This window comes from Pseudoxanthomonas sp. Root630 (assembly GCF_001427585.1).
GTDB lineage: Bacteria > Pseudomonadota > Gammaproteobacteria > Xanthomonadales > Xanthomonadaceae > Pseudoxanthomonas_A.
This window is the reverse complement of record NZ_LMGY01000012.1, coordinates 876,300-898,042: the sequence shown is the minus strand read 5'-3', so window position 1 is coordinate 898,042 and position 21,743 is coordinate 876,300. Positions and strand designations below refer to the sequence as shown.

The 21,743-nt window shown below is 65.2% G+C and carries 25 protein-coding genes; 9 read left to right on the top strand and 16 right to left on the bottom strand.

Going from position 1 to position 21,743, the window contains the following annotated elements:
- Positions 1-52 precede the first annotated feature (52 nt).
- The 4 genes from ASD72_RS20945 to ASD72_RS10150 form a co-directional block, all read right to left on the bottom strand.
- Positions 53-613 carry a hypothetical protein gene (locus ASD72_RS20945; protein WP_155944579.1) on the bottom strand — a complete coding sequence of 187 codons (561 nt, stop codon included), beginning with the start codon at positions 611-613 and terminating at the stop codon, positions 53-55.
- Between the two features lie 66 nt (positions 614-679).
- Positions 680-811, bottom strand: coding sequence for a hypothetical protein (locus ASD72_RS21655; RefSeq protein WP_255357646.1), 132 nt, complete (start codon positions 809-811; stop codon positions 680-682).
- A gap of 373 nt (positions 812-1,184) precedes the next feature.
- On the bottom strand, positions 1,185-1,487 hold the full coding sequence (locus tag ASD72_RS10155) for a hypothetical protein (RefSeq protein ID WP_056879775.1): 303 nt from the start codon (positions 1,485-1,487) through the stop codon (positions 1,185-1,187).
- 9 nt (positions 1,488-1,496) lie between these two features.
- Positions 1,497-1,871, bottom strand: a complete 375-nt coding sequence (locus ASD72_RS10150; protein ID WP_056879774.1) for a hypothetical protein — start codon at positions 1,869-1,871, stop codon at positions 1,497-1,499.
- Between the two features lie 270 nt (positions 1,872-2,141).
- Here ASD72_RS10150 and ASD72_RS21650 point away from each other — a divergent pair, with 270 nt between their 5' ends.
- On the top strand, positions 2,142-2,267 hold the full coding sequence (locus ASD72_RS21650) for a hypothetical protein (protein WP_255357645.1): 126 nt from the start codon (positions 2,142-2,144) through the stop codon (positions 2,265-2,267).
- Positions 2,268-2,670: 403 nt separating this feature from the next.
- On the opposite strand, the gene ASD72_RS10145 is transcribed toward ASD72_RS21650, so the two are convergent.
- The 4 genes from ASD72_RS10145 to sufT form a co-directional block, all read right to left on the bottom strand.
- Positions 2,671-2,886, bottom strand: coding sequence for a DUF4287 domain-containing protein (locus tag ASD72_RS10145; protein WP_056879773.1), 216 nt, complete (start codon positions 2,884-2,886; stop codon positions 2,671-2,673).
- A gap of 506 nt (positions 2,887-3,392) precedes the next feature.
- Entirely contained in the window at positions 3,393-5,183 is a 1,791-nt protein-coding gene (locus ASD72_RS10140) for a S8 family serine peptidase (protein WP_056879772.1), read from the bottom strand.
- Positions 5,184-5,565: 382 nt separating this feature from the next.
- Complete coding sequence (locus ASD72_RS10135; protein WP_056879864.1) at positions 5,566-6,663, bottom strand: branched-chain amino acid aminotransferase; 1,098 nt, start codon at positions 6,661-6,663, stop codon at positions 5,566-5,568.
- 51 nt (positions 6,664-6,714) lie between these two features.
- Positions 6,715-7,266: a putative Fe-S cluster assembly protein SufT gene (gene sufT / locus ASD72_RS10130; protein WP_056879771.1), complete on the bottom strand. Its 552-nt coding sequence runs from the start codon at positions 7,264-7,266 to the stop codon at positions 6,715-6,717.
- Positions 7,267-7,377: 111 nt separating this feature from the next.
- Between sufT and ASD72_RS10125 the strand changes: the two genes are divergently transcribed.
- Complete coding sequence (locus ASD72_RS10125; protein WP_155944577.1) at positions 7,378-7,791, top strand: hypothetical protein; 414 nt, start codon at positions 7,378-7,380, stop codon at positions 7,789-7,791.
- 17 nt (positions 7,792-7,808) lie between these two features.
- Here the strand turns inward: ASD72_RS10125 and ASD72_RS10120 are convergent, their stop codons facing one another.
- Genes ASD72_RS10120 through ASD72_RS10110 form a run of 3 tightly spaced genes read right to left on the bottom strand, consistent with a single transcriptional unit; the run spans position 7,809 to position 9,999 of the window.
- A complete protein-coding gene (locus ASD72_RS10120) occupies positions 7,809-9,197 on the bottom strand; it encodes an NAD(P)(+) transhydrogenase (Re/Si-specific) subunit beta (RefSeq protein ID WP_056879769.1) in 1,389 nt (462 codons plus the stop codon).
- Positions 9,194-9,685 carry a hypothetical protein gene (locus ASD72_RS10115; protein ID WP_056879768.1) on the bottom strand — a complete coding sequence of 164 codons (492 nt, stop codon included), beginning with the start codon at positions 9,683-9,685 and terminating at the stop codon, positions 9,194-9,196. Before ASD72_RS10115 ends, ASD72_RS10120 begins: the two co-directional genes overlap by 4 nt.
- A 17-nt stretch (positions 9,686-9,702) precedes the next feature.
- Positions 9,703-9,999, bottom strand: coding sequence for an NAD(P) transhydrogenase subunit alpha (locus tag ASD72_RS10110; protein WP_056879767.1), 297 nt, complete (start codon positions 9,997-9,999; stop codon positions 9,703-9,705).
- 248 nt (positions 10,000-10,247) lie between these two features.
- Here ASD72_RS10110 and ASD72_RS10105 point away from each other — a divergent pair, with 248 nt between their 5' ends.
- From ASD72_RS10105 to ASD72_RS10095, 3 genes are read left to right on the top strand one after another with little or no spacing between them, the layout of a single operon-like run.
- Positions 10,248-10,817 carry an RNA polymerase sigma factor gene (locus tag ASD72_RS10105; RefSeq protein ID WP_056879766.1) on the top strand — a complete coding sequence of 190 codons (570 nt, stop codon included), beginning with the start codon at positions 10,248-10,250 and terminating at the stop codon, positions 10,815-10,817.
- Positions 10,814-11,206: a hypothetical protein gene (locus ASD72_RS10100; protein WP_056879765.1), complete on the top strand. Its 393-nt coding sequence runs from the start codon at positions 10,814-10,816 to the stop codon at positions 11,204-11,206. The genes ASD72_RS10105 and ASD72_RS10100 overlap by 4 nt, the downstream gene beginning before the upstream one ends.
- 4 nt (positions 11,207-11,210) lie before the next feature.
- Entirely contained in the window at positions 11,211-11,654 is a 444-nt protein-coding gene (locus tag ASD72_RS10095) for a DUF3106 domain-containing protein (RefSeq protein WP_056879764.1), read from the top strand.
- An 18-nt stretch (positions 11,655-11,672) separates the two neighbouring features.
- Here ASD72_RS10095 and ASD72_RS10090 read toward each other — a convergent pair whose 3' ends face one another.
- Both ASD72_RS10090 and ASD72_RS10085 read right to left on the bottom strand, forming a co-directional pair.
- Entirely contained in the window at positions 11,673-12,779 is a 1,107-nt protein-coding gene (locus ASD72_RS10090) for an NAD(P) transhydrogenase subunit alpha (protein ID WP_056879763.1), read from the bottom strand.
- Positions 12,780-12,843: 64 nt separating this feature from the next.
- Complete coding sequence (locus ASD72_RS10085) at positions 12,844-15,138, bottom strand: DUF1631 domain-containing protein (RefSeq protein WP_056879762.1); 2,295 nt, start codon at positions 15,136-15,138, stop codon at positions 12,844-12,846.
- 153 nt (positions 15,139-15,291) lie between these two features.
- On the opposite strand from ASD72_RS10085, the gene ASD72_RS10080 reads away from it, so the two are divergent.
- From ASD72_RS10080 to ASD72_RS10065, 4 genes are all read left to right on the top strand, one after another.
- Entirely contained in the window at positions 15,292-15,867 is a 576-nt protein-coding gene (locus ASD72_RS10080) for a nitroreductase (RefSeq protein WP_056879761.1), read from the top strand.
- 67 nt (positions 15,868-15,934) lie between these two features.
- On the top strand, positions 15,935-16,771 hold the full coding sequence (locus tag ASD72_RS10075) for a 5'-3' exonuclease H3TH domain-containing protein (protein WP_235577992.1): 837 nt from the start codon (positions 15,935-15,937) through the stop codon (positions 16,769-16,771).
- A gap of 62 nt (positions 16,772-16,833) precedes the next feature.
- Positions 16,834-17,808, top strand: coding sequence for a UDP-glucose 4-epimerase GalE (galE, locus tag ASD72_RS10070; protein WP_056879759.1), 975 nt, complete (start codon positions 16,834-16,836; stop codon positions 17,806-17,808).
- A gap of 36 nt (positions 17,809-17,844) precedes the next feature.
- A complete protein-coding gene (locus ASD72_RS10065) occupies positions 17,845-18,573 on the top strand; it encodes a class I SAM-dependent methyltransferase (RefSeq protein WP_056879758.1) in 729 nt (242 codons plus the stop codon).
- A gap of 160 nt (positions 18,574-18,733) precedes the next feature.
- Here the strand turns inward: ASD72_RS10065 and ASD72_RS10060 are convergent, their stop codons facing one another.
- From ASD72_RS10060 to ASD72_RS10050, 3 genes are read right to left on the bottom strand one after another with little or no spacing between them, the layout of a single operon-like run.
- A complete protein-coding gene (locus ASD72_RS10060) occupies positions 18,734-19,396 on the bottom strand; it encodes a haloacid dehalogenase-like hydrolase (protein ID WP_056879757.1) in 663 nt (220 codons plus the stop codon).
- Positions 19,393-20,145, bottom strand: a complete 753-nt coding sequence (locus ASD72_RS10055) for a 3-deoxy-manno-octulosonate cytidylyltransferase (RefSeq protein WP_056879756.1) — start codon at positions 20,143-20,145, stop codon at positions 19,393-19,395. Before ASD72_RS10055 ends, ASD72_RS10060 begins: the two co-directional genes overlap by 4 nt.
- Positions 20,135-21,742, bottom strand: a complete 1,608-nt coding sequence (locus ASD72_RS10050) for an aldolase catalytic domain-containing protein (RefSeq protein WP_056879755.1) — start codon at positions 21,740-21,742, stop codon at positions 20,135-20,137. The genes ASD72_RS10055 and ASD72_RS10050 overlap by 11 nt, the downstream gene beginning before the upstream one ends.
- Position 21,743 lies beyond the last annotated feature (1 nt).

Below are 21,743 nucleotides of genomic sequence, written 5' to 3'. Positions count from 1 at the left end.
CAGACGTCTGGGTCAGGCCGATCCGCGACGCGGGTTCGGCTTGAATGAATTGTTAGCGTCCATCCTTTGCCCCCTGCAACTGCCCGCAAGGGATGGACGCACGAGCCAAGAAAGACGCCAGCGCAGGAGTCGATCCGGAGCAGTGCACTGACAAGCCAACAATCGCTATACGAGGCGTAAGGTTGACGGAGAAATGCTCTGGCAGGAGCGCTCCAGCAGCCACAGCGTCGTGCCTCAGATTGGTGTGCGCCAACACTCTCGCATAAGCCTGTTCGATCAGACCGGCGGCTCCGTGCTCAGCGTCAAGACTTGATCCGCAACGCGCTTCAATTTGATGAAGTTGAGTTATGTAGACCGCATCCCCGATCGCTTCCGCTTGCGCCTTCCAATTTTCCTGACCTCGGTGTCGGGCAACAGACTCAGCACGCGAAATTGTCTGCTGCGACATAAATGCTCCAGGCACCTCGCGCAAATAGATATCCTGGAGCTCGGCAAACGTCACCGACTGAGACACCTCGTAGTTCGTAGGCCAGGAATTCTGCAAGCAATCTCCCGGAACAGTCTTGGCATCGGAGGAAGAGATCATTACTGCTAGCACGTATGAAACAATCATGGCGTTAACGCCTGAGTTAGGCCGCCCCGCGAGGCGGATTCGGCTTGCATGAACTATCAGGGCGCACTATGAAAGCTCCTCAATGGTCGCCTGCACACCAGCCTCGGCAAAATAATTGAACTCTTTGAAGCGACTGATGTTCTTTCCTTGGATATTGCAGTACGGAACCTCGCCAAACATTTCCTTGAATTTGATCAACAACGCCCGTTCCAACTGGCGCCATGTCTTGACGTTCCTGCGGGGCCTGCAGGTAATGATTCGTGCGTGAAAGGAATGCACTCCTCGAATGTCAAAGATGTCCTCGGCTCGGGCCGCGACACTCTGCGCAATGCGAGCGTTGCCTTTCTCCGTAGTACCGATGTACGCAATACGCGATTTCTTCCCGTTGCTGTACTTGATCTTCTTGTCCGTAATTAGAACGTATACGAGCTTTGCCTTTCCGACGGAAACACGCGTGAGCTCGAGAGCGTGACCGCGGTGAAGTGAAAGTTTGATTCGCCTCAATGCCATAGGTGCGCCCTGACGCCTGGGTTAGGCCGACTCGCAGGTCGGTATCAGCTTGAATGAATGGTTAGGCCTTATTGCCATAGCTCCTGGAGCCGGCCGACATGGCCAGGAGATTGAGCAGCGCCAAAAGCGGAGGAATTGAAGTGAGGCCATGAAGCCATGGATTGCGTCCTTGTTGCTTGGCCGCCCGCGCCAGGAACCACGCGGCCGGCAGATTGATTGTCCAGATGAAGAGGACAATCCAGTCCCGTTCGACACCGAACAGCGGCAACAAGAAAAAGAGCAGCAGGCCACCGATGATCTCCACCAGCAGGACGCAGGCCGCCCTGCGGAGATTCGTCTCAAGCCTTGCAAAGGTTCCGGCCATGACGTTGCCTCACCCCTCCCCAGCAGCACACATCAACCACACCCCATCGCCATAGTCGATGGTTGGCGTGACGGCATCCACTGGCACCTCACCATCCGAATCCTGCACATCCACGACCGCCCCTTTGCCTGCGGCCCAGCCCACGAACACCGCAACCAGGTAGCCGCGCGCATCGAAGAGGGTGCGCTGGTACAGCGGCTTCGACGCCACGGCATCGAACTCGGGCGCGACGGCGACGCCGTATCGGCCGGGCAGGTCGGGCGGCGTGTCCGGCCTCACCAGCATGTTGACCTCACCGAGTTCACCCGCATCGAACTGGCGCTGGACGGCGTCTTTCAGTTGGGTGCGATACGCCGCATCGGAGAGTGCCTTGCCAGCGGCCACGCAGTCGGGATCTTCTCGGGTGCAACCGGTGAAGGCGGCGGCCAGCAGGACGATGCAAGCTGCGGGGACAATTCGGTTTCGCATTGAGTGCCTTGTGAACGGGTCAGGATGAAAATGGCGGCGTCCCGCGTGCAGCCAGTTGCTTCGATGGTGATGCGATGCATAAGCATGCAGCGATCGTCCCAGCTTGGGCACTGTCCGCTGGTCAACCTAAACCCAATGCCCAGAGCTGAAGTAATGACGGATTTGATCGTCACTGTGGAGGGAATCATGGACCGATTGAAGGTGCTCATCGAAGCCGGCTGCGTAGACCACATCCGCAAACTTCTTCTGCACCTCTGGAGTCACTGGAAACTGTGCAGGCAGGAAATGCAGGAAGGCTCGCGGCTTGCGTAGGGAAAATCCCGGGACTAGCGCCTTCTTGAGACTCCGCAGGCACTGCTCAACTTCGCGAATGTCGGCGGCATTCAACCCGCGCCCCAGAGCCGCGCACTCGCGTCTGATCGAGCCGGACTGACCCACGACGCGACCCACGACGTGGTCGGGAGAGATCTGGATATGGAGGATGGGGCTACTGAATATCTTCACTGCAATCCCTTGCGCCTGACCTGAACTTCGCCTCTAACGGCGTTCCACCGAGCTTCTGAAGAACGACCGATGTGCAACCCCCCCGAGCCGTCCACGACTTCCCTCGCCCACGACCGTGAGCTCCCCCTCATTGATACGGCCCGATCTTAGGGCGGCCCGGTTCAGCTCACAAGACGGGAACAGGGGGGGTGTAAGCCCCCTCACCCGCTGCCTAGCCCCCTCGCTTGGCCTTGTGATACGCCACCAGGGCATTGGCATGGCCGTGGCCCATCTTGTGCTCGGTCTTCAGCAGGGCCACCTGCTCCATGTGCTTCCGGTCGCTGACGGCATCCAGGACCGTGAACCAGTGCTCCACCGGCTTGCCGTACTGCTTCTCTATCGAGGGGAAGTAGGAAGCCGGGCCTTTCACCTTCTCGTTCGTCGTCATGCATCGCTCCTGGTCGTGGCGTGTCGGTGGCCGCCGCGCTGGCTGGCCTGTCCGGCCCTTCCCTTTTCGACGAAGGAGCATGCCCCGGATCGACATGCCTGCCCCTCTGACCGCCCCACCCCCAAACGGGACGCCGCCGCATCGCCGGGCCGCTCTGTTCCCTCCCCGTCCCGGAACACCCAGCGTTGGACCCAAGAGGGTCAACGTTGACCCTTTGTGTGAGAAGAAACGCCCAACAACATCCAACGCTGGACCTTAGTGAGAGAAGAGAGGCCAAAAAAGGGGGAACGATGGACCTGGAAGATCCACGCGACACCCTTGGCGTGAGAAGAAACACCCGGAAAGGGTCAGCATTGGATGTGCGCGTGAGAGGGGAAGTCGGGAACGAACGTCGCTCCCGCCCTGATGCACACAACGCCGACGCCCCTTCCTTCCGGCCAAAAAAGAACCCCGGCCAACGCCGGGGTTCTTCTTGCACCTCCCTGTGCTCCCCTCGAGGGGAATCCTCAGAAGGTAACGCTCCAGCTGTTGATGTAGCCGGTGTCCGCTGCCGCACGGTCGCGCACGCGCAGGCCCCACGAACCGTTGAGCGCTTCGCTCGACAGATTCACCGTGTAGGTCTGGTTGATGTTGTCCGCGCTGCCGCCGGTGCGGCTGTGCAGGTTGTACACCGAGCCATCCGGCGCGACCAGGTCGACGATCAGGTCGCCCTTGTACGTGTGCACGATGTTCACCGCCACCTGCGCATTGCTCGGTGCATTGCCCGTACGACCCGAGACAGCGATCGTACTGGTCACGCCGGTCGTGTTGTTGTCGGGAATGTTGACGTCGGTGCCGTTGCTGTAGGTCGTCGTGCCGCCGCCCGGCGGCGTGCCGCCCTGCGCGGCCACGACTGCGCCGTCGGCGTTGGCGATGCCCGCGCCGCATCCGCCCGAACACGTGCCCGGCAGCGGCCGCGCGGTGCTCTTCAGGATGCTTTCCACCTGGGCCGGGGTCAGCGGCGACGGTGCGGCCGCCTGCATCAGCGCGACCACGCCGGCCACGTGCGGGGCCGCCATCGACGTGCCGTTGTACGACGCGTAGCTGGCGCTGCCCGCGGTGGTGGTGCCGGTGTTCAACGTGGACAGGATGCTCTGGCCCGGCGCGGAGATGTCGATGCCCGTGCCGTAGTTGGAGAAGCTGGCACGCGAGCCCGCCGAGGTGGTCGCGGCGACGGCCACGACGTTCGGACAGTTCGCCGGCACCGCGGTGGACACGTTGGCGTTGCTGTTGCCCGCCGCGACCACGACCGTGGTGCCGCGACCGACCGCACCGTTGATCGCGTTCTGGTACGTGGCCGAGCACGTGCCACCGCCGCCCAGCGACATGTTGATCACTTCGGCCGGGTTGGCATTGGCGGGCACGCCGCTGACGGTGCCGCCGGACGCCCAGGTGATCGCATCGGCGATGTCGGAGGTCAGGCCACCGCAACGGCCCAGCACGCGCACCGGCACGACCTTGGCGGCGAACGCGGTACCGGCCACGCCGGTGGCGTTGTTGGTCACTGCGGCAACCGTGCCGGCGACGTGGGTGCCGTGCCAGCTGGAGTTGGTCACCGGCGAGCCGCTGTAGCACTCGCCCGCCACCGGGTTCCAGTCGCCTTCGTCGTTCGGGTTGGAATCGCGGCCGTTGCCGTCGCGCGATACGAACGTGTCGCTGATGAAGTCGTAGCCCGGCAGGATGTTCGCGTTGAGGTCGGCATGGTTGGTGATGCCGGTGTCGATGACCGCGACCACCACGCCCGCGCCGGTGGATTTGTCCCACGCCGGCTGCACGTTGATGCCCGAGGCGGTGGTGCCGAAGCCCCATTGCTCGGAGAAGCGGGTGTCGTTCGGCGTCAGCACGGCATACATGCGCTGGTCGACTTCCACGTATTCCACGTTCGGATCGGCAGCGAGCTGGCGCATCAGCGATTCGGCTTCGACGCGGTCCAGCTTGCGGTCGGCACGCACGACATCGGCGCCACCGGAGGCCAGCCGGCGCAGCTTCTGCAGGCCCAGCGCGCGGCCGCCGCGCTTGGCGACCCCCGTGCTGGCCGCGCTGGTCAGCGAGCGCTGCAACTGCGTCGCGTTGGTGCTTTCGGTACTGCCGTCGCGGTACTTCACGATGAAGCGGTCGTAGCCACCCGGTTCTTCCACCTGCAGGCCACTCATGTCGACGCGGCCGGCCATGGCGGGCAAGGCGTACAACGACGCCAGCACGGCCGAAGACAGGCACAGCAGGCGGACACGCGAACCACGCTTTGCAAATCCAGACATCAGACTCTCCCTCAAAGTTGTCGAAAGCCGAATAACGGCAAGAGCCCGGTCGAGGGCGCAGGGGCTGGCACGGGAGGGGGTGGACGGGCTGTTGCGTTCGACCGGGTGCGCACCGTGCAATGCACGGCGCATGACGACGCTAGCGGTTTGCGGCAGCGTGAATCAGCGATGAAAGACACACTTCATGTCATCACGTTACAAACGTAATCATCGGAATACACGCATGAAGTCGAAGCCACCGGTGGACATCGCCGCGTAGATTCATTTACGTGCGCTGCGCGTGATGAGTGCGAATTTTTTATTCGCACACATGCATCTTCGATACGCAAAAAAGAAAGCCCGCCATGCGGCGGGCTTTCGTTGCGCGGCGATGCGGCGATGGTCAGTCGCGCAGCTTCACCAGCCAGCCGTGGCGATCCGGCAGGCGGCCGTACTGGATGTCGGTGAGTTCCTTGCGGATGCCCATCGTGACCTCGCCGGCCGGTGCGTTGAGGTCGCCGACGGCGAAGTCCTTGCCCTTGAGCTGGCCGATCGGCGTGATCACCGCGGCGGTGCCGCAGGCGAATACTTCGACGATGTCGCCGGAGGTCACGCCCTGCTTCCACTCGTCGATCGACACCTTGCGCTCTTCGACGGCGTGGCCGCGATCGCGTGCGATCTGGATGATGCTGTCGCGGGTGATGCCTTCCAGGATGCTGCCGGAAAGTTCCGGGGTGACGATGTGGCCGTCCTTGTAGACGAGGAACACGTTCATGCCGCCCAGTTCTTCCAGGTACTTGCCTTCCACCGGATCGAGGAACAGCACCTGCGAGCAGCCCTGCGCCTGCGCTTCCTGCTGCGGCAGCAACGAGGCGGCGTAGTTGCCGCCGCACTTGGCGGCACCGGTACCGCCCTTGGCGGCGCGGGCATAGTCTTCCGAGAGCCAGATCGACACCGGCGCCACGCCCTTGGCGAAGTACGCGCCGGCGGGGCTGGCGATGACGTAGTAGCCGGCCTGGTGCGCGGCACGCACGCCGAGGAAGGCTTCGGTGGCGATCATGAAGGGACGGAAGTACAGGCTGGTTTCCGGTGCCGACGGCACCCAGTCGCCATCGATGGCGACCAGCTGGCGCAGCGATTCGACGAATTCGTTCACCGGCAGCTGCGGCAGCGCGAGGCGGGCGGCCGAGCGCTGCAGGCGCGCGCCGTTGGCGTCGGGACGGAAGGTCCAGATGGAGCCGTCGGCATGGCGGTAGGCCTTGATGCCTTCGAAGATCTCCTGGCCGTAATGCAGCACCGAGGCGGCGGGGTCGAGCGACAGCGGACCGTAGGCGCGCACTTCGGCGCTGTGCCAGCCCTGCGCCTTGTCCCAGGTGATGGCGACCATGTGGTCGGTGAAGTGAAGGCCGAATCCGGGGTTGGCGAGGATGGCGTCGCGCTCGGCCGGGGTGCGGGCCTTGTCGGAGCGGTTCACGCGGTAGGTCAACGGGGCGGCGTTCATCACGTTCATCTCTTCCTTCCTGACGGGTTCTGCATCGGGTGAGCCGGCGGCTCAGAGCATGCCGGTTTCCAGCTTGGCGGCTTCGGACATCATGTGGCGGCCCCACGGCGGATCGAACACCAGCTCGACGTCGGCTTCGGCGACGGTGGGGATCATCTCCAGCTTGCTGCGCACGTCGTCGACGAGGATCTCGCCCATGCCGCAACCGGGTGCGGTCAGCGTCATCTTCACTTCGACGCCGCGCTGGCCGTCGTCGCGGGTGCTGAGGTTGGCTTCGTAGACCAGGCCGAGGTCGACGATGTTGAAGGGGATTTCCGGATCGAAGCAGGTGCGCAGCTGGTTCCACACCAGGGCTTCGACTTCTTCGTCGCTGGCGTTGTCGGGCAGCGACAGCGGTTCGGTCGGGTCTTTGCCGATGGCGTCGCCATCCTTGCCGGCGATGCGGAAGAGATTGCCTTCCACGAAGACGGTGTAGCTGCCCCCCAGCGCCTGGGTGATGTAGCCGTAACTGCCAGCCGGCAGGGTCACGAGCTCACCCTGGGGGACGAGGACGGCCGCACAGTCGCGGGAGAATTGGACGGGTTCGCTGCTGCGGGAATACATGCCGGATCAGATGGGGGCGCGCGTGGGGCGCTGCAAGACGGCCTATTGTAGCCCTCGCACCCCGGCGACCGCGTTCAGGCCGTATCCTTGGCGGCCCCTGACGGAGTCCCCATGCCCCCCGCTGCGCGTCGCCCCTACCGCTGGCTGGTTCCCCTGATGTTGCTGCTCGGCGGCGCCTGCCTGGTCCTGATCTGGGTGACGGCCGCCCTCTACCTGCAACGGCAGGCGGGCTGGATGGCCCTGCTGGCGGCCCTGGACGTGATCGTGGTGCTGCGCCTGGCCGGCATGCCGGCGGGCAAGCCGCGCGCGGTGCTGGCGCTGGCGGTGACCCTGCTGATCTGCCTGACCGCCCTGTGGGGGATCGTGGCGACGCAGCTGGGCTTCGCGATGGGGCTGACGCCGTGGGATTCGGCGCTGAAGCTGGGCCTGCACCATGGGTGGACGCTGCTGACGCTGGCGATGACGCCGCTGGACTGGATCGCCCTGGCCGCCGCGCCGTGGCTGGCGGCCTGGTGGTCGCGCTGACGAAGTGATCGGCGGGCTCAGTGCCCGCCGTCGAGCGCCTTCAGTTCGCTGACCAGCGCGTTGGCCATCTCGCTGCCGTCGCCGTACAGCATGCGGGTGTTGTCGGCGTAGAACAGCGCGTTCTCGATGCCGGCGAAACCGGTGCCCTTGCCGCGCTTGATGACGATGGTGTTCTTCGAGTTCACCACGTCGAGGATGGGCATGCCGTAGATCGGGCTGGCCGGGTCGGTCTTCGCGACCGGGTTCACCACGTCGTTCGCGCCGATCACCAGCGAGACATCGGTGTTGGCGAACTCGGGGTTGATGTCGTCCATGTCGGCGATCAGGTCGTAGGGCACGCCGGCTTCGGCGAGCAGCACGTTCATGTGGCCGGGCATGCGGCCGGCGACCGGGTGGATGGCGAACTTCACCTTCACCCCGCGATCGATCAGCTTCTGGCTGAGCTCCCAGATCTTGTGCTGCGCCTGCGCCACCGCCAGGCCGTAGCCGGGCACGATCACCACGCGTTCGGCGTAGGCCATCATCGCGGCGACGTCGGCGGCCTCGATGGGCTTCATCGATCCGCCGATCTCCTGCATCGCCGCACTGCCGCCACCGAAGTTGGAGAACAGCACGTTGGTGATCTTGCGGTTCATCGCCTTGGCCATCAGCCGCGTCAGCAGCATGCCGGCCGCGCCGACCATGGTGCCGGCGATGATGAGCGCCTCGTTGCCGAGCACGTAGCCTTCGAAGGCGACCGCCAGGCCGGTGAAGGCGTTGTACAGCGAGATCACCACCGGCATGTCGGCGCCGCCGATGGGCAGCGTCATCAGCACGCCGAGCGCCAGCGACAGCACGAAGAACGCGACGATCCACGGCATCGCCAGGGTGGTCAGCGCCATCACGCCACAGACCACCGCGGCCAGTGCGACCAGCGCGTTGAACCATTGCTGGCCCGGGAAGGTGTAGCGCTTGTCCATGCGCCCGTCGAGCTTGGCCCACGCGATCACCGAGCCGGTCAGCGAGACCGCGCCGATCAGCGCGCCGATGACGGCGAGCGAGAGCGTGAACGTGGACGGCGCCGGTTCACCGGCGGAATAGCGCACCAGTTCCACCGCACCGATCGCCGCGGCCGAACCGCCGCCCATGCCGTTGAACAGCGCGACCATCTGCGGCATGTCGGTGATGGCGACCTTCTTGCCCCAGACCCAGTTCAGGCCAACACCGATGACGATGGCCGCGATCATCAGGCCGATGTTGTGCAACCCCGGCAGGAAGAACGTGGCGATCGTCGCGATCAGCATGCCCACGCCGGCCCACTGGATGCCGCTGCGCGCCGTCTTGGGACTGGCCATGCGCTGCAGGCCCAGCAGGAACAGCGTGGCGGCCACGAAATAACTCAGCTTCACCAGCGTCAACGCACTCATGCACGGCTCCCTTCAGACGACGACGCCGGTTGCTTGTCCAACCGATGGTGTTCACGCATCTCGATGGCGGTCTTGAGCAGGCCGACCATGCCCAGGCCGAAGGCCACCAACCCGAGCGACAACTGGTTCACCACCGTGGTATCGGCGAGATAGGCGCCGACCAGGCCGGCCACCATCGCGCCCAGGGTGTAGAACGAGATCAGCAGCAGGAGCCAGCGGCCCTTGCGTGGGTCCTGCCAGACGCGCTTGGACACGTCGTTCTGCGTCTTGGTGGGGTCCTGCAGCGACGACAGGCCGATGCCGATGCCGGCGTAAAGGAGCACGTAGTTCCAGTCGTCGTAGACCGTCGCCCAGCCGCCGTCGCCCGCGGTCGCGAGCGTCCAGCCCGATTTGGCCCCATACCCCAGCGCCACCAGCAACGCCGGGTACTGCAGGTAGCTCAACCACTGGAAGATGTCGCGCGCCGTGGCGCGCCCGCGTGCCGGCATGGCCGTTGCGCCGTGGCTCACTTGCCACCCGCGGGCTTGCTGCTCTTGAACATGTCCAGCATCCGCTCGGTGACCACGTAGCCGCCGGCCGCGTTGCCCGCGCCCAGCAGGACGGCGATGAAGCCGATGGCCTTTTCCAGCGTGGTATCGGCATGGCCCAGCACGACCATCGCGCCGATCAGCACGATGCCGTGGATGAAGTTGGAGCCGGACATCAGCGGCGTGTGCAGGATCACCGGCACCCGCGAAATGATCACGTGCCCGGCGATGGCCGCCAGCATGAAGATGTACAGCGCCACGAACCCGTCGCTCATCCGCTCCCCCATCCTGTCCACGTTGTCTGCGCCGCCGCCGCGTGGCGGGGCGTGTTCCGCATCATAACCGTACCTGAACCCGCAGGGACCCCGACCCTGGCCTGTCAACCGCACGCCACGTGGCGCGTTTCCCCCAGCGACCCTCAGGGAGAACCGCCCATGCCGTGCCCCTCCGAACCGTCCTCGCCGGCCGTCCACGCCGTCCGACCGGCGCGTCGCGGCTGATTCACGGCACCGGTCGCTAAGCTATGTTGGTGAGCGCCACCCCGAACCCGTTGCCGGACACGACCGCCTCGCCCGCACCTGCGGCGACGCTGGAGCTGTTCCTGGCCGACATCGGGCCGCGTGCGTTCCGTTTCGCCGAAGCCGGGCTGCGCCATCGCGACGACGCGCTGGACGTGGTGCAGGACGCGATGATGAAGATGCTGGTGTACCGCGACCGGCCCGCCGACGAATGGACGCCGTTGTTCTGGAGCATCCTGCGCCGACGGATCGTCGACGTGCAGCGTCGCGCGGGTTTCCGCCTGCGCTGGCTGCTGCCCACCGGCGACCGTGGCGAAGAAGGCCCGGTGGACTGGGCACCCGACACCGGCGCGGGTCCGTCGCAGGCGCACGACCAGCGCGAGGCCTATGCCCGCCTGGTGCAGGCCCTGCGCGCCCTGCCGGCGCGCCAGCGCGAAGCGTTCACGCTGCGCGTGCTGGAAGAACTGGACGTGGCGGACACCGCACGCGCCATGGGCTGCTCGGAGGGATCGGTGAAGACGCACCTGTCCCGCGCGCGCGATGCCCTGCAGAAGCAACTGGAGGAATTCCGATGAACCCCGTCCATCCCCACGACGACACCGGCTTCGATGCGCAGGCCCGCGGCCTGCATCGCGCATCGCTGGCGCAGGTGTCCCCGCAGACCTTGATGCGCCTGCGCACCGCGCGCCACGAGGCGCAGCGTGCGGCGCCCGCCGGAGGCACGCGCTCGTGGCGCTGGCTGACCGCAACCGCGTTCAGTGCGGTACTCGCGGTGGGCATCGGGCTGCAGTTCCTGCCGCGCGCGCCGACCGCGCCGGCACCGGGCGCGACGGCGCCCACGCCCGTCGCTGCGGCCGACGGCGAGGCCTCGCTGGACGAGGCCACGGCCGGCACGCTGGAAGAAGACCCCGACCTGTACCTGTGGCTGGCCTCGGCCGATGCGCAGCCTCTTGCGATGGAGTGACCCCATGACATCCCGCACCACCCGCCTGTTTCTGCTCGGCCTGCTGGTCTTCGCCTCCGCCCAGGCGTTTGCGCAGTCCGCGCCGCCCGCGCCCCTGCCCGCGTGGGAGCAGCTGACCCCGCAGCAGCGCGAAGCGTTGATCGCGCCGCTGCGCGACCGCTGGAACCGCGAACCGGACGAGCGCCCCCGCATGCTGGAGCGGGCGCAACGCTGGCACGCCATGTCGCCCGAGCAGCGCGAACAGGCGCGCCACGGCATGAAGCGCTTCGAAGGCATGAATCCCGAACAGCGCCGACAGGCGCGTGCGCTCTATGGCCGGATGAAGGAGCTCACACCGGAACAGCGCATCGAACTGCGCGACCAGTGGAAGAAGATGACGTCCGAGCAGCGCGATGCCTGGATGAAGGAAAACGCGCCGCGGCGCAGGCCCCAGCGCGAGGAGCGCTGATCGCGCGTCCTGCCTGCGTCAGGCCGCCTGCGCCGACGTATCCGGCCGTTCCGGCCACACCGTCTTCGCCAGCAGTTCGTCGTCCCAGTCGAACTGCAGCGCGCCGTCCTTGATGAACAAGGACACGAAGTTGAGCACGTTGCGCGCATACATCTCGCTGGCGTGCACCGCGCCGAGGCTGGCCAGGTTCAGCGGCCCGGCCACCGTGACGCCCTGCTGGTCGTAGGTGTCGCCAGGCCGCGTGAGCTCGCAGTTGCCGCCGGTTTCCGCGGCCAGGTCCACGATGACGCTGCCCGGCTTCATGCCGGCGACCATCGCGGCGGTGATGATCTTCGGCGCCGGGCGCCCCGGCACCGCGGCCGTGCAGACGACCACATCGATGCCCTTGAGGTGGTCCGCCAGCCGCTGCTGCTGCAGCGCGCGTTCTTCTTCGGTGAGCTGGCGCGCATAACCGCCGTCGCCCGCTGCGCTCACGCCCAGATCGAGGAACTTGCCGCCCAGCGATTCGATCTGCTCGCGCGTCTCCGGGCGCACGTCGAAGCCTTCCACCTGCGCGCCCAGGCGCTTGGCGGTCGCGATGGCCTGCAGGCCGGCTACGCCGGCGCCGACGATCAGCACCTTCGACGGACGGATCGTGCCGGCAGCGGTCGTGAGCATCGGGAAGAAGCGCGGCGCCAGCTGCGCGGCGATCAGCACGGCCTTGTAGCCCGCCATGCCGGCCTGCGAACTGAGCACGTCCATCGCCTGCGCGCGCGTGGTGCGCGGCAGCCGTTCGAGCGGGAAATTCTGCAAACCGCGCGCCTGCAGCGCCTCGGCGCGCGCGGGATCGGCGGTGGGTTGGAGCACGCCGACCAGGCTGGCACCCGGTTTGAAGCCCGCGATCGCCTCGGCAGGCGGCGCCTGCACGCAGAGCACCACATCGGCCTGCGCCCGGCCCTCGCCGTCATCCAGGAGGGCACCGGCGTCGGTGTAGGCCTGGTCGATGAAGCCGGCGCCCGTGCCTGCGCCGCGCTCGACGATGACCTGCGCGCCGGCGGCGATCAGCTTCTTCACCGTTTCCGGCGTGGCGGCCACGCGGCGCTCACCGGCCGCGGACTCCTTCACTACTCGCACTTCGACCGCCATGCGCCCCTCGTCGTTAGGCCAACCGTACGACGATGCTAGCAGAGCGCGGCAGAGCCGCGCAGGCTCAGGTCAGCGGGGTCGGGGGGACCGGCTCGAGGCGCTCGATCACGCCCTGCATGGCGCTGTCGAACGCATCCTCGCTCTGGTGCGTGCGCAGGCGGCCCAGGCGGACCATCGCGGCCAGTTCTTCCGGCGAGGCGACGCAGAAGCGCACGCCGCGGCGATTGACGAACAGCAGGCGCGAGGAAATCGGGCTGACCCACGACAGCTTGCCCGGCTGCACCTTGTTGTCCTTGTCGATGAAGTCCAGCCAGGTGCCGATGGCGAGATTGCGGAAGTGGTCGGCGTCGCTGTGGTCGAAGTCGAGCGTATCGGCGCCCGCGACCAGCTGGATCGGCGTGGTCTCTTCGTCCACGGCGGGCTTGGGCAGCACCACCTGCGGCAGCTCCGGCAAGGCCCGCTCGAGGTCGGGACGCGCGGCGGCCACGGCCTGCAGCGTGTCGTGCAGTGCATCGACCGCGCCGGCGGCGGCATCCAGGTTCATGCCGACGCTGGAGAACACTTTCAACAGCGCCGGACGCCACGCCTGCAGCCACGGCTTGCCGATGACATGGCGCTGGGCTTCGGTGAGTTCTTCGAGCACGCCGTCGGCCAGCGTCAGCGATTCGCGCAGGCCATCGCCTTCCTCGCCCTCGCGCAGCACGGTCATGGTGACGTGGTGGGCCCAGGGCTGGCGCAGGAAATCCTCGATGGCCTGCGGCACGGTGCGGTCGGCCAGGCGCTCGTCCAGTTCGGCATTCATCCGTGCGCGGGCCGCTTCCAGGCGCTCCTGTCCACGCTGGATCTCGGCGGCACGGCGCTCGGCGATCTCGATGCGACGGCGGTGCTGTTCCAGGAACGAGCGGAATTCTTCTTCCAGCGTCAGGAAGATCGCCAGGTTCTCGTTGAACTCGGCCACCAACCGGTCGACCACTTCCTCGACCTTGGTCAGCAACGTGCGTTCGGCCGCGCTCTCGCCGTTGTTGCCTTCGCAGGCTTCGGCCAGCACGTTGAGCAGGCGGCGCGCAGGATGCGTCTTCTGCACGAACATCCGGCGGTCCAGCAGGGCGACCTTCACGAACGGGACGACCAGGCGCCCGATCAGTTCGCGCGGACGGCCGTCCAGGTCGCGTTCGTCCAGCATCACGTCGAACAGCATGCCGACCAGGTCGATGGCGTCCTCGTCGACCGGCGCCAGGCGGGCCGTGGACGGATCCACGCCCAGTTGCATGGCGCTGCTGAGTACTTCGTTCTTCAATCGCTGCGACAGCGACTCGCCGGTGTCGCCGATGGCGGCACGCAGGGTGGCGCTGGGCGTGGCCTGCAGCAGCGACAGCACGGAGAGCATCTCGCGCTGCGAAAGGTCGCGCTGGGGATGCGCCGGGCGCGGCTCGTCCTGCGGGACGTCCCGGCCACGACGCGATTCCTGCAGCAGGTGGTGCAGGGCTTCCAGCAGCACGCCCTGCGTTCCGGGCGCCGCGGAATAACCCGGCGGCACGTCGCCAAAGCCGGCGGCAGGCGTTGCGTGGGTCGCCTGCAGGCCGCGGTTCATGCCCGCCATGCGGTTGAGGAAGCGGGCGGCCCAGGCGGGCGCGCCCGGATCGTCCCCCGACATCAGGTCTTCGATGTCCTGGGTGGCGTCGGACTTCGGCGCGCGACGCGGCGTCGGCATCTCGGGGGCCACGCCCATCTGCGCAAGGCGCTGGTCCAGCGCGGCGTAGATGCGTGCGATCGCCGGCACCAGGTCGCGTTCGCACAGCTTGATGACCACCAGCCGTACTTCCGGCGTCAGGTCGCACGCGGCGAAGCCCTGGTGCACCGCGACGCCGATGTGTTCGGCACCCACGGGGTTGTACTCGGCCTCCAGCGCGGCCTGTCCGGCCAGCCAGCCCAGGCGGCGGTCCAGGCGCGTCAGCACCGGCTTGCAGTCGCGCAGGATCACGCTGGCCAGGTTGCGCACGGCCAGGCGCGATTCCAGCTCCTGGTCGGTCACCAGGGTCAGCGCGTCTTCCGCGGAATGGGTGAACGCGCTCTCCATCGACAGCGGCTGGCCATCCTGCAATGCCTTCCAGGCCATCTGCAGGTGCGAGCGGAAGCGCACGATGATGTCTTCGCGCCGGCGGCGCAGTTCGCGCATGGCATCCAGGAACGCCATCTGCGAGGGGCCCGCGCGCTCGGCACGGTCGAACAGCGCATCGTCGAAACGGCCCAGCGCGACCGCAAAGGCGTCCACCAGCGGCGGAATGGCCGCTTCACGCGCCTGGTCAAGCATGCGCGTTTCCCGGCCGGGACGATCGGCGATATTGAGGACGTTCGACATGCACAAGGTTCCCCGCCTTGGCAGGCGAAAGGAGTTCGGGGGAGGCGGACCGGAATCCGCACCGCCATCGTAGGAAATCCACGGGACGGGCAACCGTGATGGCCTCAGCATTTTAGTGCCGTGCAACAAGATGTGACACGCTAAACTTGACGCATGTCGCTCCCCTCCCCCCTGCAGTTCCTCGACGCCCGCCGTTCCGTGCCCTCCAAGCAACTTGGCGAGCCCGGCCCCGACGACGCCACCCTCCTGCGGATGCTCGCCTCCGCCGTCCGCGTGCCCGACCACGGCAAGCTGGTGCCGTTCCGCTTCGTCCGCATCCAGGGCGACGCCCGCCATGCGCTCGGCGAAAGGCTGGCGGCACGCACCTTGCATCTCGACCCGGATGCCGCCGATGCCGTGGTCGAGAAGGACCGCGCACGCTTCTCGCATGCGCCGACCATCATCACCGTGGTCGCACGCCTCACGGCCGGCCACAAGGTGCCCGAGCAGGAACAGCTGCTGACCGCCGGCAGCGTGTGCTTCGCGCTGCTGCAGGCCGCACAGGCGCTGGGCTTCGGCGCGCAGTGGTTGACCGGATGGATGGCCTACGACGACGCGGTCGCCGCGACGCTGGGCCTCGCGCCGAACGAACGGATCGCCGGTTTCATCCACATCGGTACGTCGCAGGTGGAAGCGCCCGAGCGCGACCGCCCCGATGCGGCCACGCTGCTGACCGACTGGGCACCCTGAGGCCGACGGCGTGCGCGCCCTCTACCTGGTCGACGCAAGCCTGTACGTGTTCCGCGCCTGGCATTCGATGCCGGATGAATTCCAGGACGCCGACGGCTGGCCCACCAACGCGGTGCACGGCTTCGCGCGTTTCCTGCTGGAGTTGCTGGAAAAGGAGCGGCCGGCGCATATCGCGATCGCCTTCGACGAAGCGCTGGACAGTTGCTTCCGCAACCGCCTGTACCCGGCCTACAAGGCCAATCGCGAGCCCGCCCCCGAAGAACTGAGGCGGCAGTTCACCCATTGCAAGGCGCTCTGCGCCGCGCTCGGGCTGAGCGTGCTGTCGCACGGCGAGTACGAAGCGGACGACCTGATCGGCAGCGCCTTGCATGCCGCGCGCCCGCAGGCGTTCCGCGGCGTCATCGTGTCCGCCGACAAGGACCTGTCGCAGCTGCTCGAAGAACACGACGAGCAATGGGATTTCTCGCGCGGTCTGCGTTGGGGGATGGCGGGCGTGAAGGCGCGCCACGGCGTGGAAGCGCGGCAGATCGCCGACTACCTCGCGCTGACGGGCGATGCCGTGGACAACATCCCGGGCGTCAGCGGCATCGGGGCGAAGTCGGCGGCCATCCTGCTCGCGCACTTCGGCGATCTCGACACCCTGCTCGCTCGCGTGGACGAAGTGGCTTTCCTGCGCCTGCGCGGCGCCGCGACGATGGCCGCACGCCTGCGCGAGCAGCGCGAACATGCGCTGCTCTGGCGCCAACTCACCACCATCGCCCTGGATGCGCCATTGGGCGACATCGCCTCCGGCCACGCCCGCGGCCAGGCCGATGGCGACATGCTCCTGGGTCTGTCCGATGCGCTGCGTTTCGGCCCGATGACGCGGCGACGGTTGCGGGTGGCCGCGGGATTGGAAAGCTGATGCATCCTGTCCTGACGGTGCGCCGCGGATAGAATGCAGGCTTCACTTTCAGGGAAGACACGATGCATTTGCTTGTCTGCGGCGGCGCCGGTTACGTCGGCTCGCATGTCGCCAAGGTCCTCGACGCCCGGGGCCATCGCGTCACCGTCCTGGACAACCTGAGCACCGGCCATGCACAAGCCGTGCGCTGGGGGCCGCTGATCCGGGCCGACCTCCTCGACCCGGCCAGCCTCGATGCCGCCTTCCAGGACCAGCGCTTCGACGCCGTGCTGCACTTCTGCGCACGCTCGCTGGTCGGGGAATCGATGGCCGCACCGTACGACTACTACGAGAACAACGTGGTGGGTACGCTCAACCTGCTGCAGGCGATGCGCCGCCATGGCGTGGACCGCATCGTGTTTTCCTCGACCGCGGCGGTGTTCGGCAATCCGGTCGCCGCGTTGATCGACGAAGACCATCCCAAGGCGCCGATCAATCCCTATGGCGCGAGCAAGCTGATGGTCGAGCGCATTCTGGCGGACGCGGCGCACGCGTACGGGTTGCGCTCGGTCTGCCTGCGTTACTTCAATGCCGCGGGAGCCAGCGCGAACGACGGCATCGGCGAGTCGCACGAGCCGGAAACGCACCTGATCCCCAACCTGCTGCGTGCGCTGATCAATCCCGCCGCACCGCTCAAGGTCTTCGGGGAGGACTACCCGACGCCGGATGGCACCTGCGTGCGCGATTACGTGCACGTGCTGGACCTGGCGGATGCGCATGCGCGGGCGCTGGACTACATGGAGGCCGCACCCGGCGCACATGCCTTCAACCTCGGTAACGGCACGGGCTTCAGTGTCATGCAGGTGATCCGTGCCGCCGAACGGGTGACGGGGCTGCCGGTGCCGTTCGAGCGGGCACCTCGGCGCGCGGGCGACCCTCCCGTGCTCGTGGCCGCCAGCCAGCGCGCCCGGGAGGTCCTGGAATGGTCGCCGACCCACACGAGCATCGAAGCTATCCTGCGCACCGCGTGGGACTGGCACCGGGCGCCGGCATTCTGACCGGACACCACGCATGGCAAGCATTAGGATCCTGAAATGAAACTTCCGCACTTCCTGTCGAGCTACCTGAAGCACAGCAAGGACTTGATGGCATCGCATGACGAAGGCGAAGCCATGTCCCTGGCCGTCGGCGGGGACTACGAGGCCGTGGGGATGCTGGAGTTCCAGCTGCTCAAGCACCTGGGCCTTCAGCCGGATCACGGAGTCGTCGACGTGGGGTGCGGCAGCGGACGGCTGGCCTACCAGCTGAAGGACTATCTGACGGGTCCTTACGTGGGCATCGATGTCGTGCCCGAGTTGTTCCAGTACGCGCAGCGCAAGTGCCAGCGGGACGATTGGCGCTTCTATGCCGCGCCCGGCACCACGATCCCGGAGCCGGATGCTTCGGCCGACTTCATCACGTTCTTCTCGGTGTTCACGCACCTGCAGTTCGAGGAAACCTATCGCTACCTGCAGGACGCCAAGCGGGTGCTCAAGCCCGGCGGCAAGATCGTCTTCTCGTTCCTGGAGTTCCGCATTCCGTCGCACTGGAACATCTTCGAGGCCTCACTGCAGGACACGAGGCCCGACAAGGTGCTGAACCAGTTCATGGACCGGGATGGGATCCGTGTCTGGGCGGCGCATCTGGGGCTGAAGGTCGAGCAGATCCTGGATGGCGACCGAAACTACATTCCGCTCGCACAACCGGTGCGATGGGACGACGGACGCGAGATGCAGCAAGCGGGGAGCCTGGGGCAATCTGTCTGCGTATCGTTCGCGGCCTAATCCTTAAGAGCGGTGCGCGCGCAGCTATGGGTCAACGCCGCAGGCGACGCGACCAGCGGCAGAGCTGCGGAGTCGAAAGCGCCCTGCGCCCGGGCCAAACACGAGATGCTGGACATCAGGCGTCCACCTCGAAAGTTCTGCACATCCTCTCGCTTCTCACTCAACCAGCAAAGAAGTCAGCGACGCAATCAAGTACCTGAATCCCGCTCTGACGACAGTAGCTCTTGTACTCGGAAAACTCAGTCCATCGAGAAATGAACCGGAAATCCAAGCCGACTGCCGTGGCAGCCACGTGATCGTAACGGCTATCCCCCAGGTAGACAGCCGGAAGCTTCAAGGCGCCATTCGCGACCTCACGACGGAAAATTGTCACTTTGTCGTCAGGGTTGCCAAAGATCCCACCGTCAAAGACATCTTCCATGTCTCGCGCAGCAAACACGTCCCGCAGCTCATCTTGAGCCCCCCCGGACACCACCATCCAACGCTGCCAACCGAATCGCGCCCTGGCTTCTTCCAACCCCCCAGCCACCGCACATGTCATCAGGCCTGCACGGACTTCCTGCGAATACTGATCGCAAAGGCGACTCACAACGTCAACCGAAGATTCCACGCCCAATATGACTGAAAGCAGGTACTTGAACTTCTCCTGCCGGGAAATCCCCCCATTTTCGACATGGTACCTAACCATCTCTTCCGCTGGGCCGGCACCAAACTGCGATGCAACTACATGAAAAGCGCTCGTCTTGATTGAGTTTGAATTCAGAAGGACGCCGTCGCAGTCAAAGACGACAGTGCGGAAGTTCTGCGCGTCACCCAACCTCATGCCAGCCCTAGCGAAGACAGCCTGGCTTCCGCGTGCGCGACATCTTCCGGGACATCAACGGAAACCGATTGGTTGCTCATCTCAATCATCCGCACCTCAAACCCCAGCTCAAGAAACCTGAGGATCTCAATATCCTCAACGCTCTCCAGCGGCGTTTTTGTCGCGCGCGCGCTGAACGCCTCAAGCGCCGAAGGAGGAAACGCATAGGCACAAACCTGTCGCCTCGCACCCCGGAAGCCGAGACTCTTGTCGGTGGGAATCGCCGCTCTACTCATGTACAAGAGCCTGCCATCGGGCCTGATGACGACCTTCGGGATAGTCGGTGAGCGGAACTGGTCCTCATCCGACACACTGCAGTATCCATTTATGACCGCAGCGGGATCCCTCTCCGCCGCATCCACAAGTCGAACAATATCCTCTGGATTGAAGGCCGGCTCATCGCCTTGAACATTGACGTAGCAAGACGCCGGAATTGACCTCGCAACCTCGGCAACACGATCCGTGCCGGTCAAACATGTCGAGGATGTCATAACGACCCGCGCTTCATACTGCCGACAAACCTCGGCGATGCGCTCATGTTCCGTCGCCACCAGCACGCGATCGGCGCCCACCGCCTTGACCGCTTGTCGCCAGGTACGAATTATCATCGGAACCCCATTCAATGGAATCAGGGGCTTCCCGGGAAGTCTTGCAGATTCAAAGCGAGCCGGGATCACGATAAGCGGCTCGACGGATTTTTCAGAGCGCATAGACGGAAGTAACCGGAATCTTATAGCTGGTAGGGGTAATCGACTCAAGCGGAACTGCGCCCTCGGCAGCAGCATATGCAGCGAACAGCTCGCTCATTTCGATCTGCCTGGGATCATCGGACGAGAATCCATCGAATCCGGCCAATTTGATTGCCTTTGCGTGGCCAGACGAGCATACGGCAAGCGCATATGCGATCGCCAATGATGTTGGCACGACTGCACCGTCTCCGCGGAACTCAAAGGCCATGCTCTCCACCGACAGGCCAAAGTCAAGAATCTCCACGCCACCCAGCGAATCCCGCAAAGAATCATCCATTTGCCCGACCGGGGCGATGAGCCTGTGGCCAAGCACTTCATACCTGTGGGAGTCGGCCATCAGGCGAAATGCATGGCAAGCAACTCGATAATCGACGAGCTCAGCCCGCACCGGCTCGGATGTATTGAGCACCATCACGATCGGCTTGGCGCGCAGGACATAGTCTTCAATCGCGGGCGCATGCACCGCTGCGGAAGGTCCCGCCCCAATGATCAGAACGTCCCTTCCACGAAAAGAAACATCAGGCCTCCAACCTCCGCTGGATGCGCCACTGGACGCCTGCCGCCCTTGCTCCATCAAGTCACTGCGAAATTTCTTGCCGCCAACTTGCCGCAGATGGTCGATGACAGAAAGAATCTCCGCCTCGCCATAACGAGGATCGGATAGCATCTCTTGGATATAGGTTGGATGAATTCCGTACTTCCCACTCAGGAAGTAGTACGGGTTCTTTCCCCATCCGCATTCGAATTGCATAGGACCAAATCGCCTGCGGATAAGGGACATCAGCGGAGAAAGATTCATCCGTCCGGGACGCTCCGCCTCAAGCTCCATCAACACGTACTCAGTTTGCGCATTGCCCGGTCCGCGCCCCATTCCTGTCACAGTGGAATCAACCCACGCGACACCGCACTCTACGGCCTTCAGCGTGTTCGATACTGCGCGCCCCATGTTGTCATGAGTATGGATACCCATCTCCCCTGACCAAGCCACTCTGAGCGCGCGGACAATCCGCTCTGTTTGCGCAGCATCCATGCTTCCAAGACTGTCTGCGAAGTACAGCACGTCAAGATCATGCGCCGAAGCCAGGCGCCCAATATGATGAAGTTCCTCTTCAGTCCTGTCCGCCACCTGCATCAGATTGATGCCCACCCTGTAACCATTCGCTTTCAGCCAGTCGCAAGCTTGAAGCGTGGCTTCGAACTCATGGAAATGACAGGCGAAACGCACCAGGTCAACTGGGGACAAGTGAGCGCTAGAGAAGAGCAAGCTGGTCGCGCCGACGACTCCGGCAGGGTGATTGACGATCTCTGCCGCATTCACCATAACGCCAAGCACCTGACCCTCGGGAATCTTCAGGGTCCGGATGTAGTTGTCGGTCGTGTAGGCGCACGCACCTTTGAAGCCGCTCTTCTCAAAAGATCTAAATCCAACCTCGACATAGTCGACGCCAGCGGCGTGCATCGCAGCCAGGTACTCATTAACCAAGTCTACGTCGAAGTTCCAGGCGTTGTAGTACCCGCCATCTCGAAGAGTGCAGTCGATAACCCTAATTCTAGCCATA